Source organism: Pseudomonas sp. DCA-1 (assembly GCF_046523955.1).
GTDB classification, from domain to species: domain Bacteria; phylum Pseudomonadota; class Gammaproteobacteria; order Pseudomonadales; family Pseudomonadaceae; genus Aquipseudomonas; species Aquipseudomonas putida_Y.
Genome location: NZ_CP169881.1, coordinates 222,202 through 242,037 on the forward strand (window position 1 = coordinate 222,202; position 19,836 = coordinate 242,037).

Below are 19,836 nucleotides of genomic sequence, written 5' to 3' on the forward strand. Positions count from 1 at the left end.
AACGCTATGAGCAACACCCAAGCTGCTGCTGGATCGGCGGGCACTTCACCGAGCCGAACGAACAGAAAACGCAGCAATCCCCTGGGTTGGGGCGCAGCAGCGCCTTGCAGTTGCTGCACTCGTAATAGAACTGGCAGGCGTCCGTGGGCATGGTTTCCGGCTTGGCGAAGCCGCAGCGCGGGCAAGTCAGCACGGACTCAAGGACAATGGCGCTCATCGTGACCTCACTTCTGCACTGTGGAGGGGTATCCCGCGTTCGCGGTCGCCTCAGTCAGTGCCTCGGGCTGGGCCTTATCGGGATCGTAGGTGACGGTCGCCGTCTTCTGGTCGAAATTGACCTGGACGTCACTCACGCCGGACACCTTCTCCAGCGACTTCTTGACCGTGATCGGACAGAGTCCGCACGTCATGTTCTGCACGTCGAGCGTGACGGTTTTCGGGGGAGCCGCCAGCGCCACGAAGGGCAAGGCGAAAAGCACGGCGATCAGCAGTTTGCGCATGGTTAATCTCCTTCAGTAGAACAGCGGGGCGAGCCACGGCACGGCCAATAGGCCGAGCAGCAGCACGCTGACGATCCAGAACACGAGTCGCTGTCGCACGAGCGTGCGCGGATCGGCGCAGGGTGTACCTGGCGTACAAACCTGTGGCACCAGGTAGAGCTTGCGGAATGCCAATCCCAGGAACAGTAGAGTCAACCCGATGAAGAGGGGGCGTAGTGGCTCCATCATGGTCAGAGCGCCCACCCACGTACCGCCGACACCGAGTGCCAACAGCACCAGTGGCCCGACACAGCACACCGACGCACCGATGGCGGTCAGCGAACTCGCGACCAGCGAGCCTTTCCCGGTGAGTTGCATCCCCATTCCCATCTCCTGAGCCTGATTGCCTAGGTGCTATTCTAAACTCCGTACCAAAGTACGGAATCAAGGAGAAAGTGATGGCCACAGAGCTGACCATTGGCAAGCTGGCAGACGCCGCCGGGGTGAACGTCGAGACGATCCGCTACTACCAGCGACGCGGGCTGCTGGATGAACCAGCCAAACCCTTGGGTGGCCATCGGCGCTATCCGGTGGACATGGTGAAGCGACTGCGTTTCATCAAGCGGGCTCAGGCGCTGGGTTTCACGCTCTCGGAAGTCGGTGGACTGCTGACGCTGGATGAGTCGTGCGCCTGTGCCGAAACGCGAGCACGGGCTGCACGCAAGCTCGCGTTGATCGAGCAGAAGATGGCCGACTTGGTCGTCATGCAGCAACTGTTAGGCGAACTGGTGCAGCAATGTGATGCGGGAGACGGCGGAACGATCTGCCCGATCATCGAGGCACTGATCAGAGAGTAATGCCTGGCGGGTGAGCTGGAGATCGGAAAGCCCCTTTACGGTGGGATTCAGAGCTTACGTTGGTTTTTGGTTCCATTGCTCCCCAAACCCCGGCTGTGGGGTTACCTGCTCACGCTTGCGGCGCCAGCAGTAGCTCAAGGTGTTGTCGATCACTTGCGACCATCGACTCGACACCCCGCAAAATAGCTGCAGAGAGCGCTTTTCCAGCGATTTGCTGCGAGTTTGCGTTACCGTTGAGCTGCTCTTGGGTGCAGCACTCATAGGCCTGGAGAATTGACCGGAGATTGCCTAGGGAGAGCCGGCCGACGATGGCATCCAGCACGATGGCAACAGGAGAACCACACACCTGAGTCGCTTTAGCTACAGCGCTCGCTGTGTCAGGTGCAGGATCAGCAGTGATGCCCTGGGCAGCGCCCAAAATCGCATTCAACTGATCAGTGACCAAGTGCAAGAGCTCGTTGTAGCTATCCCCATCAGGAGGTAATACTTTGTCGTTGAGGTCTCGGGCGTGCGCGTTGACGGCACTGAGAAGGCTTTCCACCGCTTGTAGGGAGCTTTTTGGATCGTTCATGAGGGGCACCAGGTAGTTGGTTGTTTAACTGACTTCAGGGGATGCTCCACACAGCCCTACAATCCACCTTCTACATGCCTGTGGGACATCTCCTTGCATCATGAAAAGCCTTTCTAGGAGAGACCCTATGCAATTCCAACCAGCGTTTGAGCAAATGCGTGCCATCGTTGAGGCTGATGACTGCCTTCTGCGTGGATTCAAACAAGACTTTTACCAGTTTGACCTGCTCCACCTCACCAAAACTGGGACGGTCGGCGGTCGATACGTTTGGGTCATCCGCGAAAACGGCACACACCTGGCTTCACTCGGCCTGCATCCCAAGCTCACTGAGTTTGTGGAATGCGCGCTCGACATGAAGGAGGCACTGCAGGTTTTCGAAATCACCCTGCTGAAGGATGGTGCTGCGACGATTAAACCTATCTCCGTGGAGATGGGGCGTGACCTGTTACGGCACCAGCAATACAAGTTCGAGGGACGGCACATCAAACGAGGCGGCCGCCTCGTTGCGCTGGTTGACATCGAGGTGCTGTACAACCGAGGCCAATACGGCGGTACCGTCACCTTCTCCTTCGAATCAACACCGAGCAGGGATGAAGAAACTGACTTCAAGCAAATCGCCCTGTGCCTATTCCAGCAGAAAGCGCAAAGCTTGTTTGCCTGTATGGACCACGTGACTTTCCAGACGCGCAATCTTGCTGCATGAGGTACCAACGCAATACCCCACCGCTGGCCACCTAGGTCAGCGGTTTTTTGTGCCCGAAAAAAAACCGGCCTCAAGGGCCGGTCGGTAGCGTTGCCTTCAGCGTGCAGCGAGCATTGCCATACGGCTCCGCTCCTTGCGTTCAAGCAATTGCTGGCTGTTGTACGGCCCAACCTCCTGGACGCCGCCCAGGTCATCGAGGTGCACCAGGTAATTTAAGTAATCATCACCAGGATTCGACCATAGGTGCCTCAGCCGCTCGTGGTTGAGCACATGTGCCTTGAACTCCTCTCGACTCAATTCCCCGCGGCCGAGGGCGACCTGCAGTTTCGAGTACGCCAGGTAGTCTGGGCGCCAGCTTAAAGGGATAGCGCAAAGCGCGTGATGTACGCCATACGAATCGGGCCATACCGGGGGAATGGTCGTCAATTGTGCCATGGTTAGGCCCGCCTCTTCTGCCGGTGCAGCGATGGGCGAGAGTTCGAACCCGGTAACATCGAACCAAGCATGGCCGGTCGCCGAATAAGCAACCGCGCTGATCGGTGACGTTGGTGCGCAACCATAGACCAGCCAGCTCTCGCAGCCAGCCCACTGTCGGATAAATCTCACCATCAGGGTACCGCCGGCAACAGGCTTCCGCCAGATACAAGCGCGCAGGTGGTAATCGATATTGTAGGGCGCCAGGTCCGCAGGTAGATCAGTGTCGACAACAGTGTCGAACACCTCAAACCCATCGGCGCCGATTCGCGCCAGGTAACTAGCCCCCTCGGCGATCTCAAAGGCAGGGTCGAAGTGGAGCACGCCGGCAAGTGCCGTCTCCCCTCCTCCGGTTAGGCGAAACACAATGCGGCCGTGAGGCCTGTAGCTGTGGTTGAACTGTACGGTGGTGGTCATCTGTTTACCCTCATCTTGGTCTGAGGGAATGCTTTGCAGCACCCAATAAAAAACCCACCGCGTACGGTGGGTCAGGTGAAACGTTCAAGAACTGAGCAGGTAGTCCCCTGCGATGACAGCATTCGTAGCCAGGCCCTGCGAAGGGATTTCGACACGCTTGGTGCCATCATCGATCAGCTCAACGAGTGTGGCGGCAAGTTTACGCACGATGACGTTGTCAACCGTTTTGACCGGTACCGAGTGGCCCTTGTCCTGGAGCAGGATTTTGTAGCCGGTATCGTCGGAGTTGTGGGTAATCACCAGAAAGCCATGCAGCTTGCTCGTGTTTACATTCACCTGCAGCGCAGGGCGGCGGGCGAGCCGAGATTCATCGTCGCAGTCACGCAACAGGATGAAGTCGGGGTTAGCGCCGGCATCGAGCAGCATCTGCCAGATGGTGCGATCGTTGTCGGGGACGCGAAGGACTTCCACCAGCTCGATCAGGCGCAAGAGACGTCGCGAGCGAATCGACTCACGGTCGATCGGCAGCTTCGACTGGTTGAAATCATCACTGGTGTCCAGCTGAGTGACGGCGTTTACGGATTGGGTTTGCATTGCATGACTCTCCTGAAAGGTAAGCCAGGTGTTGCGAATACCTGGTACCGCAGGAATGCGTCACACGGGTGTGGAAGGTGGCAGGCGGGGCGGCTTTATCATTTTCACGATAGTTTGAATTTTATTCAGGCTTTCTTAACCGGGCACAGGTATGATGCGCCGGCTTGCATGTGGACCTGCAATTCAAGGGGCCCTTGGGTGGTTATGTCCTCTGCTCGGTAACCCGAGAATCTCGATGTTCCGAGGATGAGATACCCCCTTCGACACGGTGTTTAGACCGTGCCGGTTTGCTGCATTCGTTGGGCCACCTGGGCCTCTTCTGGAATGCACCACGTGCGTTCTGAAAGCGCTGAAGTGCCGGTTAGGCGTTGGAAGATTGGCCTTCCTGAAACGGAGGTCAACGATTATGAAGCGTATGCTGAATTTTCTGAGCCACGTCTGGACTCTCTACCGGCTTTTGTCGGCTGTGTGGGGATTCATGCGTGACCACTGTGATGCGGTCTAAACGCCCGTCCAGTGTTGAGATGTAAAAAGGCCACCCGAGCGTAAAGCAGAGGTGGCCTTTCTGTTTCCGCGGATGCATCCCAGGAAGGCTGGCCGGGTTCGATTTACGAAGGTACGTACCAGCGACGTTCAATGTTCAGCTGATGCTCACGCTCGTAGGCACTCACGGTTCTAGCACGCTCATGTCGGCCGCCGTCGTACTGGTCTGGATCGCTGTTCAAGAGCTCGTCGAGCATACCCTTGACCCTGAGAGCGTGAGCTGCGCGCTTGGCCTTGATCGCCTTGCACACGTCCATGAAGTCGGGATCGCCTTCACCATGGCGACGGTAGGATGCCGACATCATTTGGAAGATCAGCATGTGCCGGTCATCCAGATTACGCAGGCCACTAGCGTCCAGTGGGAAGGCAGCGCCGGCATACATGGACATCGCGAACGACTGCAGAAAAACCGCAGCCGCATAGTCGCTGTCGACTAGCACTGAGCGGAAGGTGGCGAAAGGTGATTCGGTCATCTGTAAACGTCCTGAAGGGTGTAGGATCGCCGATTACCAACCGGCGTAGTGCGACACCAGGTGGCCCCAGTCAGCGAGAGCCGAGTTATCGCGCAGGATGGTCAGCGCCTCGGCAGCGAGAATTTTCGTTGGGCAGCCGCCGGTGAGGAATAGCTTGTCCTTGCCCTGGTTGTATAGGTGCATCACCGTCAATGTCATCACCTGCTGAAGCAGAGTCATGGACCGATATGCCTTACGCATGGCAGTAAGCTTTTCCGGAAGCTCAGCATGGTCCCTCGCCCAATCACACCCCTTGGGCCGGAGACTGTAATGATCGCCTATAGCCTGGAACGGCTTGTTGTGGCGTTCAAAGCACCCATGCAGCTGATACTTCTCAACGATAGCCCAGACAGCCTCGCCGAAAATGCGTGCCCGCTCATCTGAACCCTTGAAAGAAGGCAGCTCAGCCCCGCACACGATCGCCAGGGCAGCATATTCCGCATAGTCCAGGCTCGGGATCTTGTCGACCAGGTCCACCAACGTATATCCAGGAAAGCGCCCGGCTGCGAAGGTAGGGTTAACCGCAGCATATGCTGCGAGGGCTGCGGGCTTCTGCGAGTGGTGGATATAGCCCTGACTGGCCGTTCCCACATCACTCAGCGACCACGTGCTCAGTGCACTTTGGTGGACGCCGAAGGCGGTCAACAGCTCTGTGGCTTTCACGTGATAGTGGGCTGCATCAAACATCGTTCGTCCTCTGAAACAGTTGATTGCAAAGCTGGTGGTGGATGGGGTTCTGCACCGCCAGATCTGCGGCTATGCATTCCTCTGCCAGGTTCGGCCTCGCTTCATCACTGCAACCCTAGAACGTCGGTGTGGCCTTAGCAACCCCTAGGAATATGGCCGAACAAGGCTGAATCGCAGGCACAAAAAAAGCCGCCTGAGAATGGGCAGCTTTCTTAGGCCAAATGAGATGAGAGGCTCATCTGGCATGCGCGTACTGAAACGGTCGAACCTCAAAATAATATCCGAATTGCAATCTAGTGAGCAACTTGACCTGCCCCACCTTTCGCTAAAGAAAAACCCGACCACTAGGGTCGGGTCTGTGCTGCGTTTGGAGATGATCCAGCCTAAGCCGGCAGGTACTTGACCTCGGTCTCGGACCTCACCAGCTCTTGGATCACTGGGCTCGTGGATAGGCCGGTATTGACCATGTATTTCGCTGCACTCAACAGGTAACGATTTCGCACTGCCAGGTACTCGCAAGGCTCAAGACCGTTGGCTCCATGACATTCGGAGAGGAAGCATTGGTAGAACACGACCTCACGCATGTCAGGGTCAGATTTGAACTTCGGTTTCACACCTACGACACGTGCTAGGTGGAATCCTGTTGAGATCACCGAAGCCCCGTGGGCAGCAGTAAGGGTTTGAAGCATGGTGGCCCCCTGGGCATTGTCTGTGATAGCGATCAAGCTTCTGAACAGGTATCTAAGCGGCTACATAGGGCGCGCCAGTAACGGGCATCCTGCATCGACTCCCTCCTCATACGGCGGTATTCGGGCCTATAGCGGTGTGGTTCGGTACGAGCAGAGAACGAGTTCTCCTTTGCCATACGTAAGCAGAAATTCAACTTGAACAGGGCATGTGCTTTCGGTCGGCTTGAATGCTGCGTTGTTGCGGTGGTCATTGGGGTTACTCCTATGATTTTGACCTAGTGCGTGGAGATGGCGCACATCGATCACCACGCAAGCAGTTTGGCCGCGGGCAAAAAAAAGCCCGACTAGGTCGGGCGTGGGTGTAGCGTTAAGCGGTCTGGTAGATCAGTTCCGCCGGGTAGACGAAGACCTGAAGTTTTTCCTGCAGACATGACAGCTCATACACCTGCTTTGCTGGCGTCCGGCCGGGGCCTGGCAGATGACGTTTTCCGACTTCAGACCAGCCCAAGCGTTTCAGTTCAGCAACCTTCTGCTCCTGGTAAGTCGACATTTTTGAATCCCCTTCGCGGTCACAGTCGACCAGCTGGTTTCGTCTCACCAAAAATCCCGAACTCAACAAGCGTGCTGAATGCGATTTCGAGGGCCGGCTTTTGGTGGGCGAGATCCAATGCTCTCTCCCCTGCAGCTTTCGCTTTCTCCGCCTGCCAATCACACAGGAAGTCGGAGAACCGACGGTATCTGTGAAAGTCGATAAACCGTTCGAAGCAGACCTCTTCTGAGGCTGCCAGGCCGGTCATCGCCGTGAGCAGATTCCCAAATGCAGGGAGTTCACCCTGTTTCAAGGTGCCCGCAGCTACGAGCTTGTCGACCGTGGTGTCGAAGCGTTGCTGGTGTTCTTCCAGTCTGGCGCTCACGATCCGGAGCGCGTGATCCTGCGCGACAAACTGGTTCCGCCCATCACGGTGATACCGCGGATCGAACTCAGCGAAGCTGGTGTGCTTGAGTGCAAGCCTAGAGGTGGCACCCTCACGATCTGTTTCGATGTTCAGGCGGTCAACGAATGGGGTCGACCACCGGATGCCGGTCAGCCCCTGGCGACCAGTCTGGACCATCACCATCATTCCATCAGTCAGTTCAAGTGTTGCGAGCATGAGTGTATCCCCTTAGAACGTTGATCAAGTCCAAGGGGATGAGTCACATGAACCGCGAAGCTCACCATTTTTTGTCAGATCGGGCACAGCGCCCGGGCCACCATAAAAAAACCCGGCACGTGGCCGGGTTGGGTGTAGCGTTAAGATACAGAGGGCCTGGGAGCGATGGCAGGATCACAAGCGCGGACCACCACCTCGTAAACCAGCTTCGGCCGAGGGCAGTTCCACTGGTTTTTGAAGAAGACCCCGTTGGCGTTGTGGCAACCATAGCTGGCTGTCAGTCCGTCGAGCTTGCCGAGCTCCTCCAAACGCTTAGTCACGTCGAAGGCTCTCTTACCGGTGACATGCCAGAAGCCACGCTTGGCCACCGTTTCCCGCATTTCCTGTTCAGTCTTGGATACCGCCATTTCAGCACCCCTTCCCGGCCGCTTTCTGGCGCTTAACAGGCACCTTGTATGCGTAGTGGGTGACCACGTCGCAGCGCCGCACTCCACGTCGAAGCATGTTGAGTGCAGGCTTATGCTCACGAGTATGGAGGCAATAGCGTGTGCCACCCTCTAGTCGACGGAGCTCGCTCATTTCATGATTGATCAGCGCGATGTCCAGCTCATCCTGAAGCTCTTCCCGCTCCGGGCCAGTGGCGTTGTTGACGCGATTCTGCAGAGTTTCGATGATCAGACTCATAGCGTGGAGTTCCCCATAGGTGTTGGTCTAGTTCTGGGATATGCATCACAGGAAACTGGAACAGCACCAATCGAGGAGATCCCATGGCTTGGGATGTTGAGGTCGACGCTAGCGAACGAGCGCCAGACTCATTGAAACCGGTAGATGATCTTCTCTGTGTTGCAGAGGGGGCATCGCTTGGCGATCCTCACCACCTCGCCAGAAAACTCCCGTGTCACGATAAGCCCTGGATGGCCGCGCAATCTGCAGATTGCTCTCCTGAATTTCTGATACAACCCACTCATCAAACGACAACCGTGCCCGCACCCTATGGATGGCACAATCCTATCATGCGCAGCCTGACTGCCGGCGGTGCACCTCAGACGTATCACCATGACCTAAAAATGGGGCCTCGAACACTGCCCCCGAGACTCAACCCATGCAAGCAAATGCAAAGATCGACCGCACAGCTCTTGAGGCAATAGCCGAATCAACCCGCCGCGGTCTGCTGCTTCTTGTCGACAAACCCGGTTCTACCTTCAATGGTTTTCCGCGAGGTGCCTGCGGCGCAGCCTCGGACATTCTAGGTCGGCTCATCAAAGAACAACTCGGTGCTGATGGTGTGTATGTGTGGGCTGAAGACCATCCGAACCTAAAAAGGGAGCAGTCCCATGCCTGGTTCGAGGTCGACGGGTTCATTATCGACCTCACCTATTATCAATTCCCAGATACCGGGCTTACAGGTTGGGTCTTCGATCAGGGCAACGAGTGGCACGCCAAGTTCGCCGAGCAGGAACGTCGGCAGGGCTTCTGTCCTCCCAGCGGCTGGCCTGAATATCCACTCGATGGTTATGCCGCCGCTAAATCACAGATCTGAACAGGCAGGTCCCGGTACGGTCCACATCCACTGGTCCCAGGATCGAGTAGGGTGAGGGATTTTTTTTTTCCCTCAGCCCTCTCACACCACCGTACGTGCGGTTCCGCATACGGCGGTTCAACTAATACGCTGGAGTCCCTGCACAGTGCTGCGCAGCGAGACCAGCCCCATTTTGGCGAAGTACAACGTCGGTACTGCCTGATTCATGTGTTTGGATGCCGAGTTCCACCAAGGCCCTCGCCCGTTTACACTCGACTTCCACGCCCGCTCAGGCCTAAGCCCAAGCAAGATGAGTCGTCGTTCGCGGGTCTTCGGGGTTTTCCACTGTCGCCAGAGCAGGCAACGTAGTTTTCGACGCAGCCACCAATCGAGTTCCTCCAGCATCCGCATGTTCGCGGTAAGCCGAAAGTAGTTTGCCCAACCCCGCAACACGGGATTTAGCATCTCTATAGTGTGAGACAAGGACCGTCCTCGCCCCTTGCGCAGCAACTCACGAACTCGATCCATCAGTCTTCGCAGGCTTTCGGGGGCAGGTCGCACCCGTGTCTCTTGGCGATAGATCGTAATCGCGTAGCCCAGAAACTTTCGCTTCCAAGGCCGTGCTACTGCGCTTTTCTGCTCGTTGATACGTAGCTTCAGATGACCCTCCAGGAAGGCTCTGATGTTCGCCATCGCCCGTTGCCCTGCGCCTTCACTGCCGATGTAGATATTGCAGTCGTCAGCATATCGGCAGAACTTCAACTGCCGCCTTTCCAGCTCTCGATCAAGATCGGTCAGCAGGATATTCGACAGTAATGGGGACAGCGGCCCACCCTGAGGCGTACCCTCGCTGCGGGGTTGAATCACGCCATTAGCCATCATCCCCGCCTCTAAGAAGCGCCGGATCAGCTTGAGTACGCGACCATCCCTCACTCGATAGGCGAGTCGAGCCATCAACACGTCGTGGTTGACCCGGTCGAAGAATTTCTCCAGGTCGATGTCCACTACCCAGTGCTTTCCTTCGGCCACATACTCTTTCGCCTTGACGACCGCATCGAGCGCACTTCTCTGCGGACGAAAGCCGTAGCTGCCATCGGAGAAGGTTGGCTCGAAGATCGGTTGCAGTACTTGATGGAGCGCCTGCTGGATAAGCCGATCCACCACCGTGGGTACGCCGAGTGTTCTAACCCCGCCATTAGGCTTGGGAATGTCCACTCGGCGCACCGCCCGTGGCAGGTACCGATCCTCCAGCAGTGCCGCCTTCACACTTGGCCAGTGCACCAACAGCCAGTCCTTCAGTTCCTCAACCGTCAAGCGATCAACGCCTGGCGCGCCTCGGTTCTTCAGGACGCGCTTGTACGCTCGTCGCATGTTGCTGGGTTCGACCACCTGCTCCATGAGCCGGTAGTCCTCCGATTTCGTTCGCCCAGCCGTCGCCGCAACCCCCTCAGCACCTTGCGGGCTTCTTTCCGGATTCCGTCCGGCCATGGCAGGCAGGCCTCCCGTGTCGGGAGCTTCTGCGTCATCGTGGGTTGTCGAGATCAGCTGTTCTACTCTCGGTATTAATCGTTCAGGCCTTCAGTCTCGCGACCTACTATGCCCTCTGCTGACTTCTGCACAGTCATTCCAGCACCTCGCGGTGCCGGTAGCCCTGACGGGCAACCGTGCAGATCTCCCCGGGTATTGCGCACCCACTTTCACGCTTATGCCTGTCGGATCTACGTCATGGCGTTCTGTGCAAGTATTGGGTTTCGCAGATTTCGGACTGCTTACCCCGCCATGCCGCCTCGTATCCGCTTCCTGTTCGTCAGGCCAGCGATTTGCCTCGGGCTTCCTTCAGACTCGCAGTCGCCCGCGAAACCCTTGCCTCTAGCTAGCACTTCCCCTTGCCGGGTGTGCGGGGGACTTCCACCCCTGAGTGAGCGCGCCCTGCCGGGCGCACCGAAAAAAAAACCCGGTCTAGTGACCGGGTCATGTGCAGCGTTTGGAGCGCGAGCATCAAGCTGGCGCTAAAGCCTGAAGTGCAGCAGTCATGCCGACTCCAAGATTTGTTCACCGGAGTGACAAGTCGAGAGATCGATCTCTACTGGCTTTTGGTCAGATTTTGCGGTCACCACGAAGGTGCACGCGCTGTCCTGTTCACCGGCGGCAATGTGGCTGCGGAAGTACCGGTCTGCGACGGCCTGGGCTGCCGCATGGTGATCCCCCTCAACCTCAACATCAGCACTCCAAGTAACGAGATACTGCCGTTCACCGCCAGCTTCAAGTTCAGTTGTGCCTCCGGCCAAGTGGAAGTGACTCTGCAGTTCAGCGATCGGCTGACGTGCGCTGACAACCTCGACGTCAGAATGTCTGATGAATCCCGAGAACCAGAAGCTGGACGCATCCACATTTAGACAGCCGGCCTTCAGTAACACATCGTTGTCGCAGCCGATCTCCTCCGCCTCTTCAGTGCCAGGAGCGTACTGATGGAATGAAGCAGTGCTGTCAAACGTCTCCACTTTGTGAAGCCCATTCTCTTTAACCAGTCGAGCTAGATTGATGATGCGTTGAGTTGCAGCCAGATCGATGCTGAAGGATGCAAATTCTGGCGTATCTTCTGCGCCGTTGGTGGCGCGGGTTTCAACGATATAGGCCTTTGCAGTGCTGGACGAATTCATAGCGATACCCTCAGGTGTGTTGGTCTAGTGAAGAGAGATGCATCACAGCCAACATGAACCGAGGCCCCCAAGGACTGAGGCGCCCCGCAATGCGGCGTTGCCCCACTGAATGACGCCAAAAAGAAAACCCCGTCGCTAGGACGGGGTTTGATGGGGGTTAACGGCGATGAGAGCAGATGCTCTTCAAGGCCCTGTCGACCAGGTCACCTTCGTAACTCAAGATGACCTCCACGTTGCTGCACGAGCGCTGGGAAGGTCCCAGAGCACGTGCTGCGATCAGGTAACCGTTGGGGTCCACTTGCGATGCAGCGCCGAACAGAACCGCATTATCGACCACTGCGCGGAGAACATCCCCGGCGCCATCGTCTTCGGTCCAACTGGGTGACACGGTGTTGCGAGCACTGACCTGGTTACCGCATACACGGAAGTGCTCAAAGCGCCCGGGGGCATTTTGAATCGAGACCGAGTCGCAGCCTTCAAATTTACCCACGTAGATGACCGGCCGTGTGGCGCCGTTGATGCGAGCTACGGTGGACATTTTTGAGGCAGCAACCGACAGAACAGCATCTGAAGCCTCCGAAGCACTTGCCGCATGCGGTAGCACCTGGAAGGCTAAAGCCGCGGCGATCGTGTACCAGCGTTTCATGAGGCGACCTCAAGTTTCGGAATTGAATTTTGACGTGAACGCATCAGCGTCGGAGAGGTTGCGTGCAAGATCTGCTGCTTGGGGTCCGAGCTGAGCGTATCACCAAGGAGCACTATGATCTCCCCGATTTCGACTCTATGAATGGCACAATTCGCGGCCAGCTGAATCGCAACCATGCGAGCGCAAATGCCATCGATATCGCATGCGTGAAAAAGCCATTGCTGGAGCTCCCCAGGACCTTTCGTTTCGAGCAGGTAGTTTGCTTTTGCCAACAGCATAACTCCACTGCCACAAGCCGGATCTGAGTAAGCTTTGAGATCACCGGCGCGAGGCAGGTCGATGTCACCATCGCTCATCCTGACCATCAGGCTTGCCAATGACCAGGGCGTGAAGAACTGCCCCAGCATTTGCTTGCCGCCATGGCTGGCCAGCTCTTCGTAGAGTGGGCCTAAAATGTCCTTGAACGGTTCTTCATTGGCCACCGCCTGATCGTACAGCGTGATAACTCGTCCTATTTTACCGCGGACATCATCAGGTATGGGATACCAGGGCTGAAACCCCCAAAGCTCCATCACTGCCCCTAGGAAAAATCGAAACATCTCCGCCGGCGGATACCGGTGGCCATCACACAGTGCTTCTGCCAGTGGCTTGATGGTGGGTGGTACCGCGCGTGCTAGTTTGCTTGCCATGGGCAATCTCCAGAGAGGTTGGTCGTATGCATTGGGATGCATCACAGCGACCTACAACGCCGGCCGGCGCCTGGGCATAAAAAAACCGCTCCGGTTAGGGAGCGGTTGCGTAGCGTTAATCAGCGGACTCTTCCGGATCAGCAACGTCCGGAATGGAATCACGCGGCACCCATGTCCAGGTTGCGACAAATGCGCCATCTTCACACAGCGTTACCTGGGCATCTTCATTGACCTGCAGATCATCATTGGCGATGTTGTCCAGCGCCCATGAACGGTACCGGTCCTTGAGAGCGTTCGAGTCCACTGCCTGCTGATCCGGCTCTTCTTGCGCCAGCAGTTTCTTTTGAGCGAGCTCATCGAGCAACTGAGCAGAGGGAGCGCACTGCGACAGACCGAAGTGAACTCCCTGGAGCCCGTAGCGTTTGGAAAACTCTTCTGCCGTCATCTTGGCCAGCACCTTCTCGATGCAATCACTGCACAGACCGTGACCAGCATCTTGATTGCCCCATTGCCGACCTGTGGTACGAGCACCACAGCACGGGCACAACAAGCGCACTGGGGCATCAAGATGCCCGGTCAGGTCGACTTGTGCATATGGAACATCACGGAGCTCACAGTAGGCTTTCTCATCGCCATCGGCGTCATACAGGCCCAATGTGCACTCATCCCACTCCTCAGGTTCAGCGATGGACACCTCGATCGAAAGAAGCAGGTATTGACCGTTGCAGAACTCCTTCCGCAAAGCCATGCAACCGCCTCCGGTGTGATAAACCTCGAAGCCATACGCCTGTACGGGGTCAACAACAGTTGTTCCGCACGGTGAAAAGTAGGGGTTGCGAATCTCCACGTCGTTGAACATGAAAGCCATCTCCGACGGTGAATACGGCCGCTTGAGTTCCTCGCCATTCGGCAGGACCTCGGTCATGACCATTTCTTTGGTATCAGCTGCGTTGTTTGCAATTACGTCCATGGTGCTGCGCCTCTTTGGGTAGTCATCTTGGTCTGAGATGAAGCACAGCCAGCTGTAACGACAGGCAAAAAAAAGCCGCCCCATAGGGAGCGGCGGTACAGCGGTTTAGATTCGAGCAGAGACCTGGTAACCCTTGCCTCCTTCAGCCTGCGTCACGCCGGCTTCAAGAGTGATGGTCACATCTTGCAGTCCTGCATTCTTGAACATACTCGCCACAGTTTCGGCTACCGGCTGCATTTCAAACGGCAAGACGGTGAACCAAGCTTTCGAAAACTTGCACCATCGGCACCCGTATCCAGCGAACCAGCCATTCTCGCGATTTCCAGGAACCGGATCAGGCATTTCCAGAATCTTGTTGATGCGGGTGGCAAAGGCTTCCGGGAATTCCTTCAGAACTGAAGACATAGGAACCTCTCGATCAAGCGGCTTGGTTGTGCTGTTGCTGTTGCTGGCGCTTGCCCAGCTCATTAAGGGTGTCCAGTTTTGCGATGAATCGCTCAGCCGCAGTGGTGCTGGCCAACTCAGAGACCGACTCATAACGGTTCATTCCGCCTGAATAGTCCTTTCGGCCCTCACAGGATCGGTAGAGCACTTTGAGCACTCGATCTGAACCTAGATGAACCATCAGATAGAGATGATCGCTGTGCAGGATCACCTCCCCCATGACTGCGTTCCCGCCTTTACACGACCGAATTTCGTAGCTCGTTTCTGGAAGCTTCAAACGGCCGGCGATCTCTTTGAGCAATCGCTTGCCAGAGCGGTGAAGGGTTTCTTTGGTGATGCGTTTTTCGAGCAGCGCTTTAGGGATTTGCAGCATGACGTTTCTCCACAGGGAATGACGGTCTCTTGCGAAGACCTGGTGACGGGAGATGCGCAACACAGGCATGCAAAACAATCGCGGCTCTTTCCAAGAGCACTCAACAATCCATAACACGTATGTGTATTTCTATTGATTTGCTTTCAATCCTGACAGTATTATCCGGCCATCCAATTGATATCACCTAACAAGGTCAGGACGAATCAGCCCATGCACAACAATGCAACCCCCTTCAAGCCACGTCTCTCCCTGCTTGTCGCCTCCATCGCACTGGCCATGAACGCTGGCACTGCGCATGCCGCTTACGCCGGCATTGATGTCTACGCACCAACGCTGGGCTCCTCCAGTACCACCTATGATTCGCACATCGGCGGCTCTGGTGATGGCTCCACCCTGGTTGGCGCCCAGTTCAACCCGAGCACCGAAACTACCGAGGCCTTCAAGTGGACCTTGCTGGGTGGCAAGCAACTGCTGGCCAGCCTTGGGACCAATGCCGCCGCCTACGCTGTGTCGAACGAAGCTGACGTCATCGTCGGTAGCTCTGTCGACAGCGTCACGGACAACGAAACCGCCGTGTACTGGAACAACGCCGGCATTCACAAGCTGGACTTCCTGAACGGCGGTGCCGAAGCTGAAGCACGCGCCGTTTCGGCTGATGGCAGCGTCATCGCCGGTTCTGCCGACGACGGTCTGACCGGCAACCGATCGGCAGTAACCTGGGACCTGGCTGGCGCTGTGACTCAGCTGGGCTACCTGAACGACGGCACCTACAGCTACGCCATGGGCATCAGCGCTGACGGCAAGGTGGTGGTGGGGTACGCACAGAACGGCGCCGGCAATGGTGATATCGCCACTCGATGGGTGGGCGGCGGTAGCGCCGAGAGCCTCGGCACCTTGGAGGGTGGTACGCAATCCATCGCCACGGCGACCAGTGCCGATGGCACTTACATCGTCGGTGCGAGTGACTCTTCGCTCGCCCTGAGCGAAGCTATGATCTGGTCCGAGCTGTCCGGCATGAAGGGCTTGGGCTTGCTGGCCGACGGTACCCTGTCCAAGGCTGAAGGCGTCTCCGCCAACGGCGCCGTGGTCGTCGGTATCGCGGACACCACTGGCAGTGTTTTCTCCGGCTTCCGCTGGACCGCTGAGACCGGCATGCAGTCGCTGGTCGAATGGCTGCAGGATAACGACCCTTCCTACACTCTCCTGGCCAACAACACCCTGAACTCCGCCACTGCGGTATCTGCAGATGGCAACACCGTCTTCGGCCTGGGCTTCCTGAATGGTCGCTCGCAGCCGTTCGTAGCGCGTTCCTACGGCCCAATCTCCGAGCCTGTGGTCACTACCCCACCGGTGGTGACCACTCCGCCTGAAGAGACCACTCCAGAGGTGACCCCTCCCGTCGTCACCCCGCCTATTACTGACCCAACGCCGCCAAGCACCGGTGGCTCCTCCAATGCAGGTGACACTTCTACAGGCGGCAGCGATGCAGGCACGGGCACCGGCGCCGGTGGTACCGAAACCGGTGCGGGTACCGGTGGCACTGGGGGCACTGACACGGGTACTGGTGGTACCGGTGGAACTGGCACTGGCGCAGATGGCGCTGAGGTCACCACTCCACCGACTGGCGTGATCGGTTTGCTGGACCTCGGTGACTCGTTGCAGAATGCGACCCTGTACGCGCAAGCCATGCAGAATCAGCTGCAAGGCTTCGTCCAGGACCAACTGTCCTGCTCGACCTTCGACACCAGCGGCATCTGTGTCAGCGTCAGCAGCCAGATGACTCACCACTCGGGCACTGTCCAGGGTGACAACGTGTACGGCGGTGTTACCGCTGCATATCGACTGACTCCTGACCTGGTTGCCGGTATCGGCTACCAAGGCCCGAGCACCTCGCTCAAGATCAACGATGACCGTGTCGAGGGCGATACCAACACGATCGGTGCCTTCGTCGAGTACGGTAACCGCCTGCGCAAAGGCGTATTCGCCCGGGGCGCCGTGGCTGTTTCCGAAGGCGATGCCACCATCAAGCGCTCCTACAAAACCGGTGCCGGCGACGTCGAGTCGAAAGGCAAGGCCGATGTCAGCCAGCGTGCCGTATCCGGCCAGGTCGGCTACGTCTTCATCCTGCAGGACAACATCGCTGTCATGCCTTTCCTGGGCTTGGACTACCTCAACACCAAGCTGGATAGCTACACCGAGACCAGCGGCTCCTTCCCGGCGCACTTCGATAAGCGTACCGAAGAAAACATCTACGGTACCGCGGGCCTGGATGCCAGCATGAACCTGGCAAATAAGGCCATCGTCTCGGCGAACATCAAGCACGTCAGCCGCCTGAATAACTCGCAAGACGATCTGACCGGTGATGTGATGGGTGTGTCGCGCTTCGACATGAAGCAAGACACCACTGAGCGCTGGAACGAAGTGGGCGTTGGCCTGCAGGTTGCCGGCCCGTTCAAGGCCTCCCGCGTGGGCATCACCTACGGCCACCGCTTCGGCAGCGACAAAGCCGTTGCCTCGGACGTCGCTACGCTGTCCCTGTCGGTCGGTTTCTAATCGGAAACTGGTACACCAAGCGCCCCACTCAGTAGTGGGGCGTTTTTGTTTGTGGGCGGTTATCGGCAGGCAAAAAAAAGCCACTCCGAAGAGTGGCCGGGGATCATTGGTGTTAGGCAGCAGGCTGCTTGTTCTGTTGCTCCCACCAAGCGCGGAAGCTGGTTACCAGAGAGCAGCCATTGTCCTCAGGCAAGGCGATTACCGCCTTGTTCTGGAGACTGATTGCATGCTCTGGCTCACCATCACGTGAACAGTGGTAGAGCTTGAAGGTGTTACGTGTATCGAGCTGGAAGCAGCACAGAGTGCCCTTCGGCCGTTTGTAATAGACCCGGCAGAAACCCGAGTCAACGGAGTGGAAGGCCAGCTGTTCAACTGCTGGAACTTCAGCGGGAGGGAGCAGGCTGTTGCGATGCTCAACGAGCAGCACACGCAAGGCTTCCAAGTTGAGGGAGCGCTTAACTCCATCAGGGAACAGTTCGTCGCCAAACAAAGCGACCAAATCTGCCTCCAAACTCTCTTTTACCAAGTGGCAGTCTACCTGGTCCCAGGCACGACAATTGATCCATTCTCGCTTTTGCACAGGCGTTTCATTTTCATCAACGTAACCACGCTGATCAGCCATAGCCTCAGCTACTTTGACGCAGGCTTCAGCGTGGCTGGTAGCATGCACATAATCACTGTAGGTACCTTCATCCTCCTGAACCCAGTTCAGAGTAACAGCGTAAAGGTCAACGGCAGGTTGATTAACTCTTACTTTGGTGTCGCTCATGTTTAGTTTCCTTGATTAATTAGAGTTAGCCAGCGAGCTTCATATCTTGCTGAAGCGCAGTTTTGCCTTCATTGAAAGCGTTTAAGAGTTCCGGGATATCAGACAGGAGTGCATGAGGGGTTTCAGACGCCCCCCAGCCATATCCCCAGGCAGCATCCTTTGCATCTTGAAATGCATTGGCTGCTAGTTGAGTGGTTTCCGGCGATTTCATGAGTAGTACGGCTAACGCCCATTGAGATCGAGCGTAAGCCGCAAGCTGAAAACAGGTATTCATACGTTCACCACAGTAGTTTCATAACTATCTGTAATGACGCACACGGACCTGTATTGTAGTTGTACTGCGCAGTACACAGGCCAGGACAAATATCCGGATATTGACTTGAAGGTTTTGAAGCTTTGCTAAAGAATTACTGCATCATGTTCTAGGAATGAAAACCATGCTGCCTGACGCACTGGTAACCATCGGGATGTTCGCCATCGCCTTTTTCGTCATTTGGCTGATGCTGGTGTTCTTGCTCTTGATCCACGAAGCCGGGCATCTAATACCGATGCAGCGGTTTGGTATCAAGCCAGACAAACTCATTATTGGTGGATACAAGCTTTTCTCGTTCCGAAAATCCGGGATCATTCATGAAATTGGTCTGATTCCGCTGTGGGCATATGTGGTCAGCTCCGACTATGAAAAGGCGCCCTCAGACCGCCGGGCGATCATCGCTGCGGGCGGCCCTCTCATCTCACTGGCGACCGGCCTGCTGTTCTTCGGGATTAACTACGTCACGCCGAACTGGCCGACGCTTGTCGCGGCCCAGGGCTCGATCCTCCTGGCGGCGACTAACATCATCCCCCTGCCTCCAATGGACGGGTGGACGATCGTCGAGTATTTCTTGAACCGCCGCGGTATCTACTTTGATGACAGGAACAGGCGGCTCCTCATGGGCGTAGGGTTGGCGACCATAATTGCTATCACCCTCGCCCTCTAGAATTACAGAACTCTGCTCTTCATCTCCTGGTGCAAGTTCAACCCACCAGGAGATGACTCATGACCACTACTTCCCTCGACTGCACCTCACGGCTCCCAGCTGTGCGCCCAGGCTTCTTCGAGGAGGCCTTCCAGAGCTACAACGTACCGCCGAGAATCCGCGCATTTGCAGAAGCTTTCTGCATCCGCTTTGACGTTCGCGGCATCTGCGACCCGGCCTATTGTGCAAACTCTGCAGCCCTTAAGCTGAAGATCGGTGATGGTTGCGGGACCTTCGATCACGAGAAAGAACCCGTCGAGAACGGCATCCCCCTGATCGGTGAGCAACTGCTGTTCTCATACAGCACCTGCATCCAACGAGCAGAGCCAGGCACTACCGCCGACGTCATCAACAGCATGGTGAAAGCTGCTCTGGCGGGGGCAACCGTTGAGGAGCTCTTGCCACCGCCAGCAGCACCCGCTGCTACAAGCTGAACACACCCAAACCGCCTTTCGAGGCGGTTTTTTTTCGTCGATCAAATGCAGTTATTGCTTTTAGATACAGACGGCGTATGTGT

At 56.8% G+C, this 19,836-nt stretch carries 27 protein-coding genes; 6 read left to right on the top strand and 21 right to left on the bottom strand.

What is annotated here, in order from left to right; translation table 11 throughout:
• Positions 1 to 4: 4 nt before the first annotated feature.
• From ACE4QZ_RS01055 to ACE4QZ_RS01065, 3 genes are read right to left on the bottom strand one after another with little or no spacing between them, the layout of a single operon-like run.
• Positions 5 to 217, bottom strand: coding sequence for a GDCCVxC domain-containing (seleno)protein (locus ACE4QZ_RS01055; RefSeq protein ID WP_003089113.1), 213 nt, complete (start codon positions 215 to 217; stop codon positions 5 to 7).
• Between the two features lie 7 nt (positions 218 to 224).
• A complete protein-coding gene (merP, locus tag ACE4QZ_RS01060) occupies positions 225 to 500 on the bottom strand; it encodes a mercury resistance system periplasmic binding protein MerP (protein ID WP_003150552.1) in 276 nt (91 codons plus the stop codon).
• Between the two features lie 12 nt (positions 501 to 512).
• The gene (locus ACE4QZ_RS01065; RefSeq protein ID WP_003089115.1) at positions 513 to 863 is read right to left on the bottom strand and encodes a mercuric transporter MerT family protein; all 351 of its coding nucleotides are present in this window, start codon (positions 861 to 863) and stop codon (positions 513 to 515) included.
• Positions 864 to 937: 74 nt separating this feature from the next.
• Between ACE4QZ_RS01065 and merR the strand changes: the two genes are divergently transcribed.
• Positions 938 to 1,336, top strand: a complete 399-nt coding sequence (merR, locus tag ACE4QZ_RS01070; RefSeq protein ID WP_003089120.1) for an Hg(II)-responsive transcriptional regulator — start codon at positions 938 to 940, stop codon at positions 1,334 to 1,336.
• A gap of 109 nt (positions 1,337 to 1,445) precedes the next feature.
• Here the strand turns inward: merR and ACE4QZ_RS01075 are convergent, their stop codons facing one another.
• Positions 1,446 to 1,907, bottom strand: coding sequence for a hypothetical protein (locus ACE4QZ_RS01075; RefSeq protein WP_023383754.1), 462 nt, complete (start codon positions 1,905 to 1,907; stop codon positions 1,446 to 1,448).
• A 127-nt stretch (positions 1,908 to 2,034) separates the two neighbouring features.
• On the opposite strand from ACE4QZ_RS01075, the gene ACE4QZ_RS01080 reads away from it, so the two are divergent.
• Positions 2,035 to 2,610: a hypothetical protein gene (locus tag ACE4QZ_RS01080; RefSeq protein WP_023383753.1), complete on the top strand. Its 576-nt coding sequence runs from the start codon at positions 2,035 to 2,037 to the stop codon at positions 2,608 to 2,610.
• A 96-nt stretch (positions 2,611 to 2,706) separates the two neighbouring features.
• On the opposite strand, the gene ACE4QZ_RS01085 is transcribed toward ACE4QZ_RS01080, so the two are convergent.
• From ACE4QZ_RS01085 to ACE4QZ_RS01120, 8 genes are all read right to left on the bottom strand, one after another.
• A complete protein-coding gene (locus ACE4QZ_RS01085; protein WP_410480292.1) occupies positions 2,707 to 3,501 on the bottom strand; it encodes a hypothetical protein in 795 nt (264 codons plus the stop codon).
• Positions 3,502 to 3,585: 84 nt separating this feature from the next.
• A complete protein-coding gene (locus ACE4QZ_RS01090) occupies positions 3,586 to 4,095 on the bottom strand; it encodes a hypothetical protein (RefSeq protein WP_410480293.1) in 510 nt (169 codons plus the stop codon).
• A gap of 608 nt (positions 4,096 to 4,703) precedes the next feature.
• Positions 4,704 to 5,111: a hypothetical protein gene (locus ACE4QZ_RS01095; protein ID WP_410480294.1), complete on the bottom strand. Its 408-nt coding sequence runs from the start codon at positions 5,109 to 5,111 to the stop codon at positions 4,704 to 4,706.
• Positions 5,112 to 5,144: 33 nt separating this feature from the next.
• Positions 5,145 to 5,837 (bottom strand): hypothetical protein, encoded by a 693-nt coding sequence (locus tag ACE4QZ_RS01100; protein WP_410480295.1) that lies wholly within the window; start codon positions 5,835 to 5,837, stop codon positions 5,145 to 5,147.
• A gap of 1,056 nt (positions 5,838 to 6,893) precedes the next feature.
• Entirely contained in the window at positions 6,894 to 7,076 is a 183-nt protein-coding gene (locus ACE4QZ_RS01105; protein WP_410480296.1) for a hypothetical protein, read from the bottom strand.
• A 19-nt stretch (positions 7,077 to 7,095) separates the two neighbouring features.
• Complete coding sequence (locus ACE4QZ_RS01110; RefSeq protein ID WP_410480297.1) at positions 7,096 to 7,677, bottom strand: hypothetical protein; 582 nt, start codon at positions 7,675 to 7,677, stop codon at positions 7,096 to 7,098.
• Between the two features lie 140 nt (positions 7,678 to 7,817).
• Positions 7,818 to 8,084 carry a hypothetical protein gene (locus ACE4QZ_RS01115; RefSeq protein WP_410480298.1) on the bottom strand — a complete coding sequence of 89 codons (267 nt, stop codon included), beginning with the start codon at positions 8,082 to 8,084 and terminating at the stop codon, positions 7,818 to 7,820.
• Position 8,085: 1 nt separating this feature from the next.
• The gene (locus ACE4QZ_RS01120; protein ID WP_137162064.1) at positions 8,086 to 8,361 is read right to left on the bottom strand and encodes a hypothetical protein; all 276 of its coding nucleotides are present in this window, start codon (positions 8,359 to 8,361) and stop codon (positions 8,086 to 8,088) included.
• Positions 8,362 to 8,779: 418 nt separating this feature from the next.
• On the opposite strand from ACE4QZ_RS01120, the gene ACE4QZ_RS01125 reads away from it, so the two are divergent.
• A complete protein-coding gene (locus ACE4QZ_RS01125) occupies positions 8,780 to 9,217 on the top strand; it encodes a hypothetical protein (RefSeq protein ID WP_410480299.1) in 438 nt (145 codons plus the stop codon).
• 117 nt (positions 9,218 to 9,334) lie between these two features.
• On the opposite strand, the gene ltrA is transcribed toward ACE4QZ_RS01125, so the two are convergent.
• From ltrA to ACE4QZ_RS01160, 7 genes are all read right to left on the bottom strand, one after another.
• Positions 9,335 to 10,594: a group II intron reverse transcriptase/maturase gene (ltrA, locus tag ACE4QZ_RS01130; RefSeq protein ID WP_020190400.1), complete on the bottom strand. Its 1,260-nt coding sequence runs from the start codon at positions 10,592 to 10,594 to the stop codon at positions 9,335 to 9,337.
• Positions 10,595 to 11,226: 632 nt separating this feature from the next.
• Positions 11,227 to 11,856, bottom strand: coding sequence for a hypothetical protein (locus ACE4QZ_RS01135; protein WP_224459415.1), 630 nt, complete (start codon positions 11,854 to 11,856; stop codon positions 11,227 to 11,229).
• 157 nt (positions 11,857 to 12,013) lie between these two features.
• A complete protein-coding gene (locus ACE4QZ_RS01140) occupies positions 12,014 to 12,502 on the bottom strand; it encodes a hypothetical protein (protein ID WP_023383739.1) in 489 nt (162 codons plus the stop codon).
• Complete coding sequence (locus ACE4QZ_RS01145) at positions 12,499 to 13,191, bottom strand: N-6 DNA methylase (protein ID WP_023383738.1); 693 nt, start codon at positions 13,189 to 13,191, stop codon at positions 12,499 to 12,501. Before ACE4QZ_RS01145 ends, ACE4QZ_RS01140 begins: the two co-directional genes overlap by 4 nt.
• Before the next feature lie 115 nt (positions 13,192 to 13,306).
• Entirely contained in the window at positions 13,307 to 14,161 is an 855-nt protein-coding gene (locus tag ACE4QZ_RS01150; RefSeq protein ID WP_023383737.1) for a hypothetical protein, read from the bottom strand.
• 105 nt (positions 14,162 to 14,266) lie between these two features.
• Positions 14,267 to 14,566, bottom strand: coding sequence for a hypothetical protein (locus ACE4QZ_RS01155; protein ID WP_023383736.1), 300 nt, complete (start codon positions 14,564 to 14,566; stop codon positions 14,267 to 14,269).
• 13 nt (positions 14,567 to 14,579) lie between these two features.
• Entirely contained in the window at positions 14,580 to 14,978 is a 399-nt protein-coding gene (locus tag ACE4QZ_RS01160; protein ID WP_023383735.1) for a hypothetical protein, read from the bottom strand.
• A gap of 210 nt (positions 14,979 to 15,188) precedes the next feature.
• On the opposite strand from ACE4QZ_RS01160, the gene ACE4QZ_RS01165 reads away from it, so the two are divergent.
• Positions 15,189 to 17,531 carry an autotransporter domain-containing protein gene (locus tag ACE4QZ_RS01165; protein WP_410480300.1) on the top strand — a complete coding sequence of 781 codons (2,343 nt, stop codon included), beginning with the start codon at positions 15,189 to 15,191 and terminating at the stop codon, positions 17,529 to 17,531.
• A 112-nt stretch (positions 17,532 to 17,643) separates the two neighbouring features.
• Here the strand turns inward: ACE4QZ_RS01165 and ACE4QZ_RS01170 are convergent, their stop codons facing one another.
• Together ACE4QZ_RS01170 and ACE4QZ_RS01175 are read right to left on the bottom strand one after the other, a co-directional pair.
• A complete protein-coding gene (locus ACE4QZ_RS01170; RefSeq protein WP_060495349.1) occupies positions 17,644 to 18,300 on the bottom strand; it encodes a hypothetical protein in 657 nt (218 codons plus the stop codon).
• A 25-nt stretch (positions 18,301 to 18,325) separates the two neighbouring features.
• Positions 18,326 to 18,574: a hypothetical protein gene (locus ACE4QZ_RS01175; protein ID WP_122227892.1), complete on the bottom strand. Its 249-nt coding sequence runs from the start codon at positions 18,572 to 18,574 to the stop codon at positions 18,326 to 18,328.
• Positions 18,575 to 18,728: 154 nt separating this feature from the next.
• Between ACE4QZ_RS01175 and ACE4QZ_RS01180 the strand changes: the two genes are divergently transcribed.
• Together ACE4QZ_RS01180 and ACE4QZ_RS01185 are read left to right on the top strand one after the other, a co-directional pair.
• A complete protein-coding gene (locus ACE4QZ_RS01180; RefSeq protein ID WP_224459413.1) occupies positions 18,729 to 19,280 on the top strand; it encodes a site-2 protease family protein in 552 nt (183 codons plus the stop codon).
• A gap of 59 nt (positions 19,281 to 19,339) precedes the next feature.
• Positions 19,340 to 19,753 (top strand): hypothetical protein, encoded by a 414-nt coding sequence (locus ACE4QZ_RS01185; RefSeq protein ID WP_023383730.1) that lies wholly within the window; start codon positions 19,340 to 19,342, stop codon positions 19,751 to 19,753.
• The last annotated feature ends 83 nt before the right edge of the window (positions 19,754 to 19,836 follow it).

Bases quoted from the DNA above. Each gene is read 5' to 3' on its own strand.
- ACE4QZ_RS01055 (WP_003089113.1), bottom strand. From the start codon at position 217: ATGAGCGCCATTGTCCTTGAGTCCGTGCTGACTTGCCCGCGCTGCGGC.
- merP (WP_003150552.1), bottom strand. From the start codon at position 500: ATGCGCAAACTGCTGATCGCCGTGCTTTTCGCCTTGCCCTTCGTGGCG.
- ACE4QZ_RS01065 (WP_003089115.1), bottom strand. From the start codon at position 863: ATGGGGATGCAACTCACCGGGAAAGGCTCGCTGGTCGCGAGTTCGCTG.
- merR (WP_003089120.1), top strand. From the start codon at position 938: ATGGCCACAGAGCTGACCATTGGCAAGCTGGCAGACGCCGCCGGGGTG.
- ACE4QZ_RS01075 (WP_023383754.1), bottom strand. From the start codon at position 1,907: ATGAACGATCCAAAAAGCTCCCTACAAGCGGTGGAAAGCCTTCTCAGT.
- ACE4QZ_RS01080 (WP_023383753.1), top strand. From the start codon at position 2,035: ATGCAATTCCAACCAGCGTTTGAGCAAATGCGTGCCATCGTTGAGGCT.
- ACE4QZ_RS01085 (WP_410480292.1), bottom strand. From the start codon at position 3,501: ATGACCACCACCGTACAGTTCAACCACAGCTACAGGCCTCACGGCCGC.
- ACE4QZ_RS01090 (WP_410480293.1), bottom strand. From the start codon at position 4,095: ATGCAAACCCAATCCGTAAACGCCGTCACTCAGCTGGACACCAGTGAT.
- ACE4QZ_RS01095 (WP_410480294.1), bottom strand. From the start codon at position 5,111: ATGACCGAATCACCTTTCGCCACCTTCCGCTCAGTGCTAGTCGACAGC.
- ACE4QZ_RS01100 (WP_410480295.1), bottom strand. From the start codon at position 5,837: ATGTTTGATGCAGCCCACTATCACGTGAAAGCCACAGAGCTGTTGACC.
- ACE4QZ_RS01105 (WP_410480296.1), bottom strand. From the start codon at position 7,076: ATGTCGACTTACCAGGAGCAGAAGGTTGCTGAACTGAAACGCTTGGGC.
- ACE4QZ_RS01110 (WP_410480297.1), bottom strand. From the start codon at position 7,677: ATGCTCGCAACACTTGAACTGACTGATGGAATGATGGTGATGGTCCAG.
- ACE4QZ_RS01115 (WP_410480298.1), bottom strand. From the start codon at position 8,084: ATGGCGGTATCCAAGACTGAACAGGAAATGCGGGAAACGGTGGCCAAG.
- ACE4QZ_RS01120 (WP_137162064.1), bottom strand. From the start codon at position 8,361: ATGAGTCTGATCATCGAAACTCTGCAGAATCGCGTCAACAACGCCACT.
- ACE4QZ_RS01125 (WP_410480299.1), top strand. From the start codon at position 8,780: ATGCAAGCAAATGCAAAGATCGACCGCACAGCTCTTGAGGCAATAGCC.
- ltrA (WP_020190400.1), bottom strand. From the start codon at position 10,594: ATGGAGCAGGTGGTCGAACCCAGCAACATGCGACGAGCGTACAAGCGC.
- ACE4QZ_RS01135 (WP_224459415.1), bottom strand. From the start codon at position 11,856: ATGAATTCGTCCAGCACTGCAAAGGCCTATATCGTTGAAACCCGCGCC.
- ACE4QZ_RS01140 (WP_023383739.1), bottom strand. From the start codon at position 12,502: ATGAAACGCTGGTACACGATCGCCGCGGCTTTAGCCTTCCAGGTGCTA.
- ACE4QZ_RS01145 (WP_023383738.1), bottom strand. From the start codon at position 13,191: ATGGCAAGCAAACTAGCACGCGCGGTACCACCCACCATCAAGCCACTG.
- ACE4QZ_RS01150 (WP_023383737.1), bottom strand. From the start codon at position 14,161: ATGGACGTAATTGCAAACAACGCAGCTGATACCAAAGAAATGGTCATG.
- ACE4QZ_RS01155 (WP_023383736.1), bottom strand. From the start codon at position 14,566: ATGTCTTCAGTTCTGAAGGAATTCCCGGAAGCCTTTGCCACCCGCATC.
- ACE4QZ_RS01160 (WP_023383735.1), bottom strand. From the start codon at position 14,978: ATGCTGCAAATCCCTAAAGCGCTGCTCGAAAAACGCATCACCAAAGAA.
- ACE4QZ_RS01165 (WP_410480300.1), top strand. From the start codon at position 15,189: ATGCACAACAATGCAACCCCCTTCAAGCCACGTCTCTCCCTGCTTGTC.
- ACE4QZ_RS01170 (WP_060495349.1), bottom strand. From the start codon at position 18,300: ATGAGCGACACCAAAGTAAGAGTTAATCAACCTGCCGTTGACCTTTAC.
- ACE4QZ_RS01175 (WP_122227892.1), bottom strand. From the start codon at position 18,574: ATGAATACCTGTTTTCAGCTTGCGGCTTACGCTCGATCTCAATGGGCG.
- ACE4QZ_RS01180 (WP_224459413.1), top strand. From the start codon at position 18,729: ATGAAAACCATGCTGCCTGACGCACTGGTAACCATCGGGATGTTCGCC.
- ACE4QZ_RS01185 (WP_023383730.1), top strand. From the start codon at position 19,340: ATGACCACTACTTCCCTCGACTGCACCTCACGGCTCCCAGCTGTGCGC.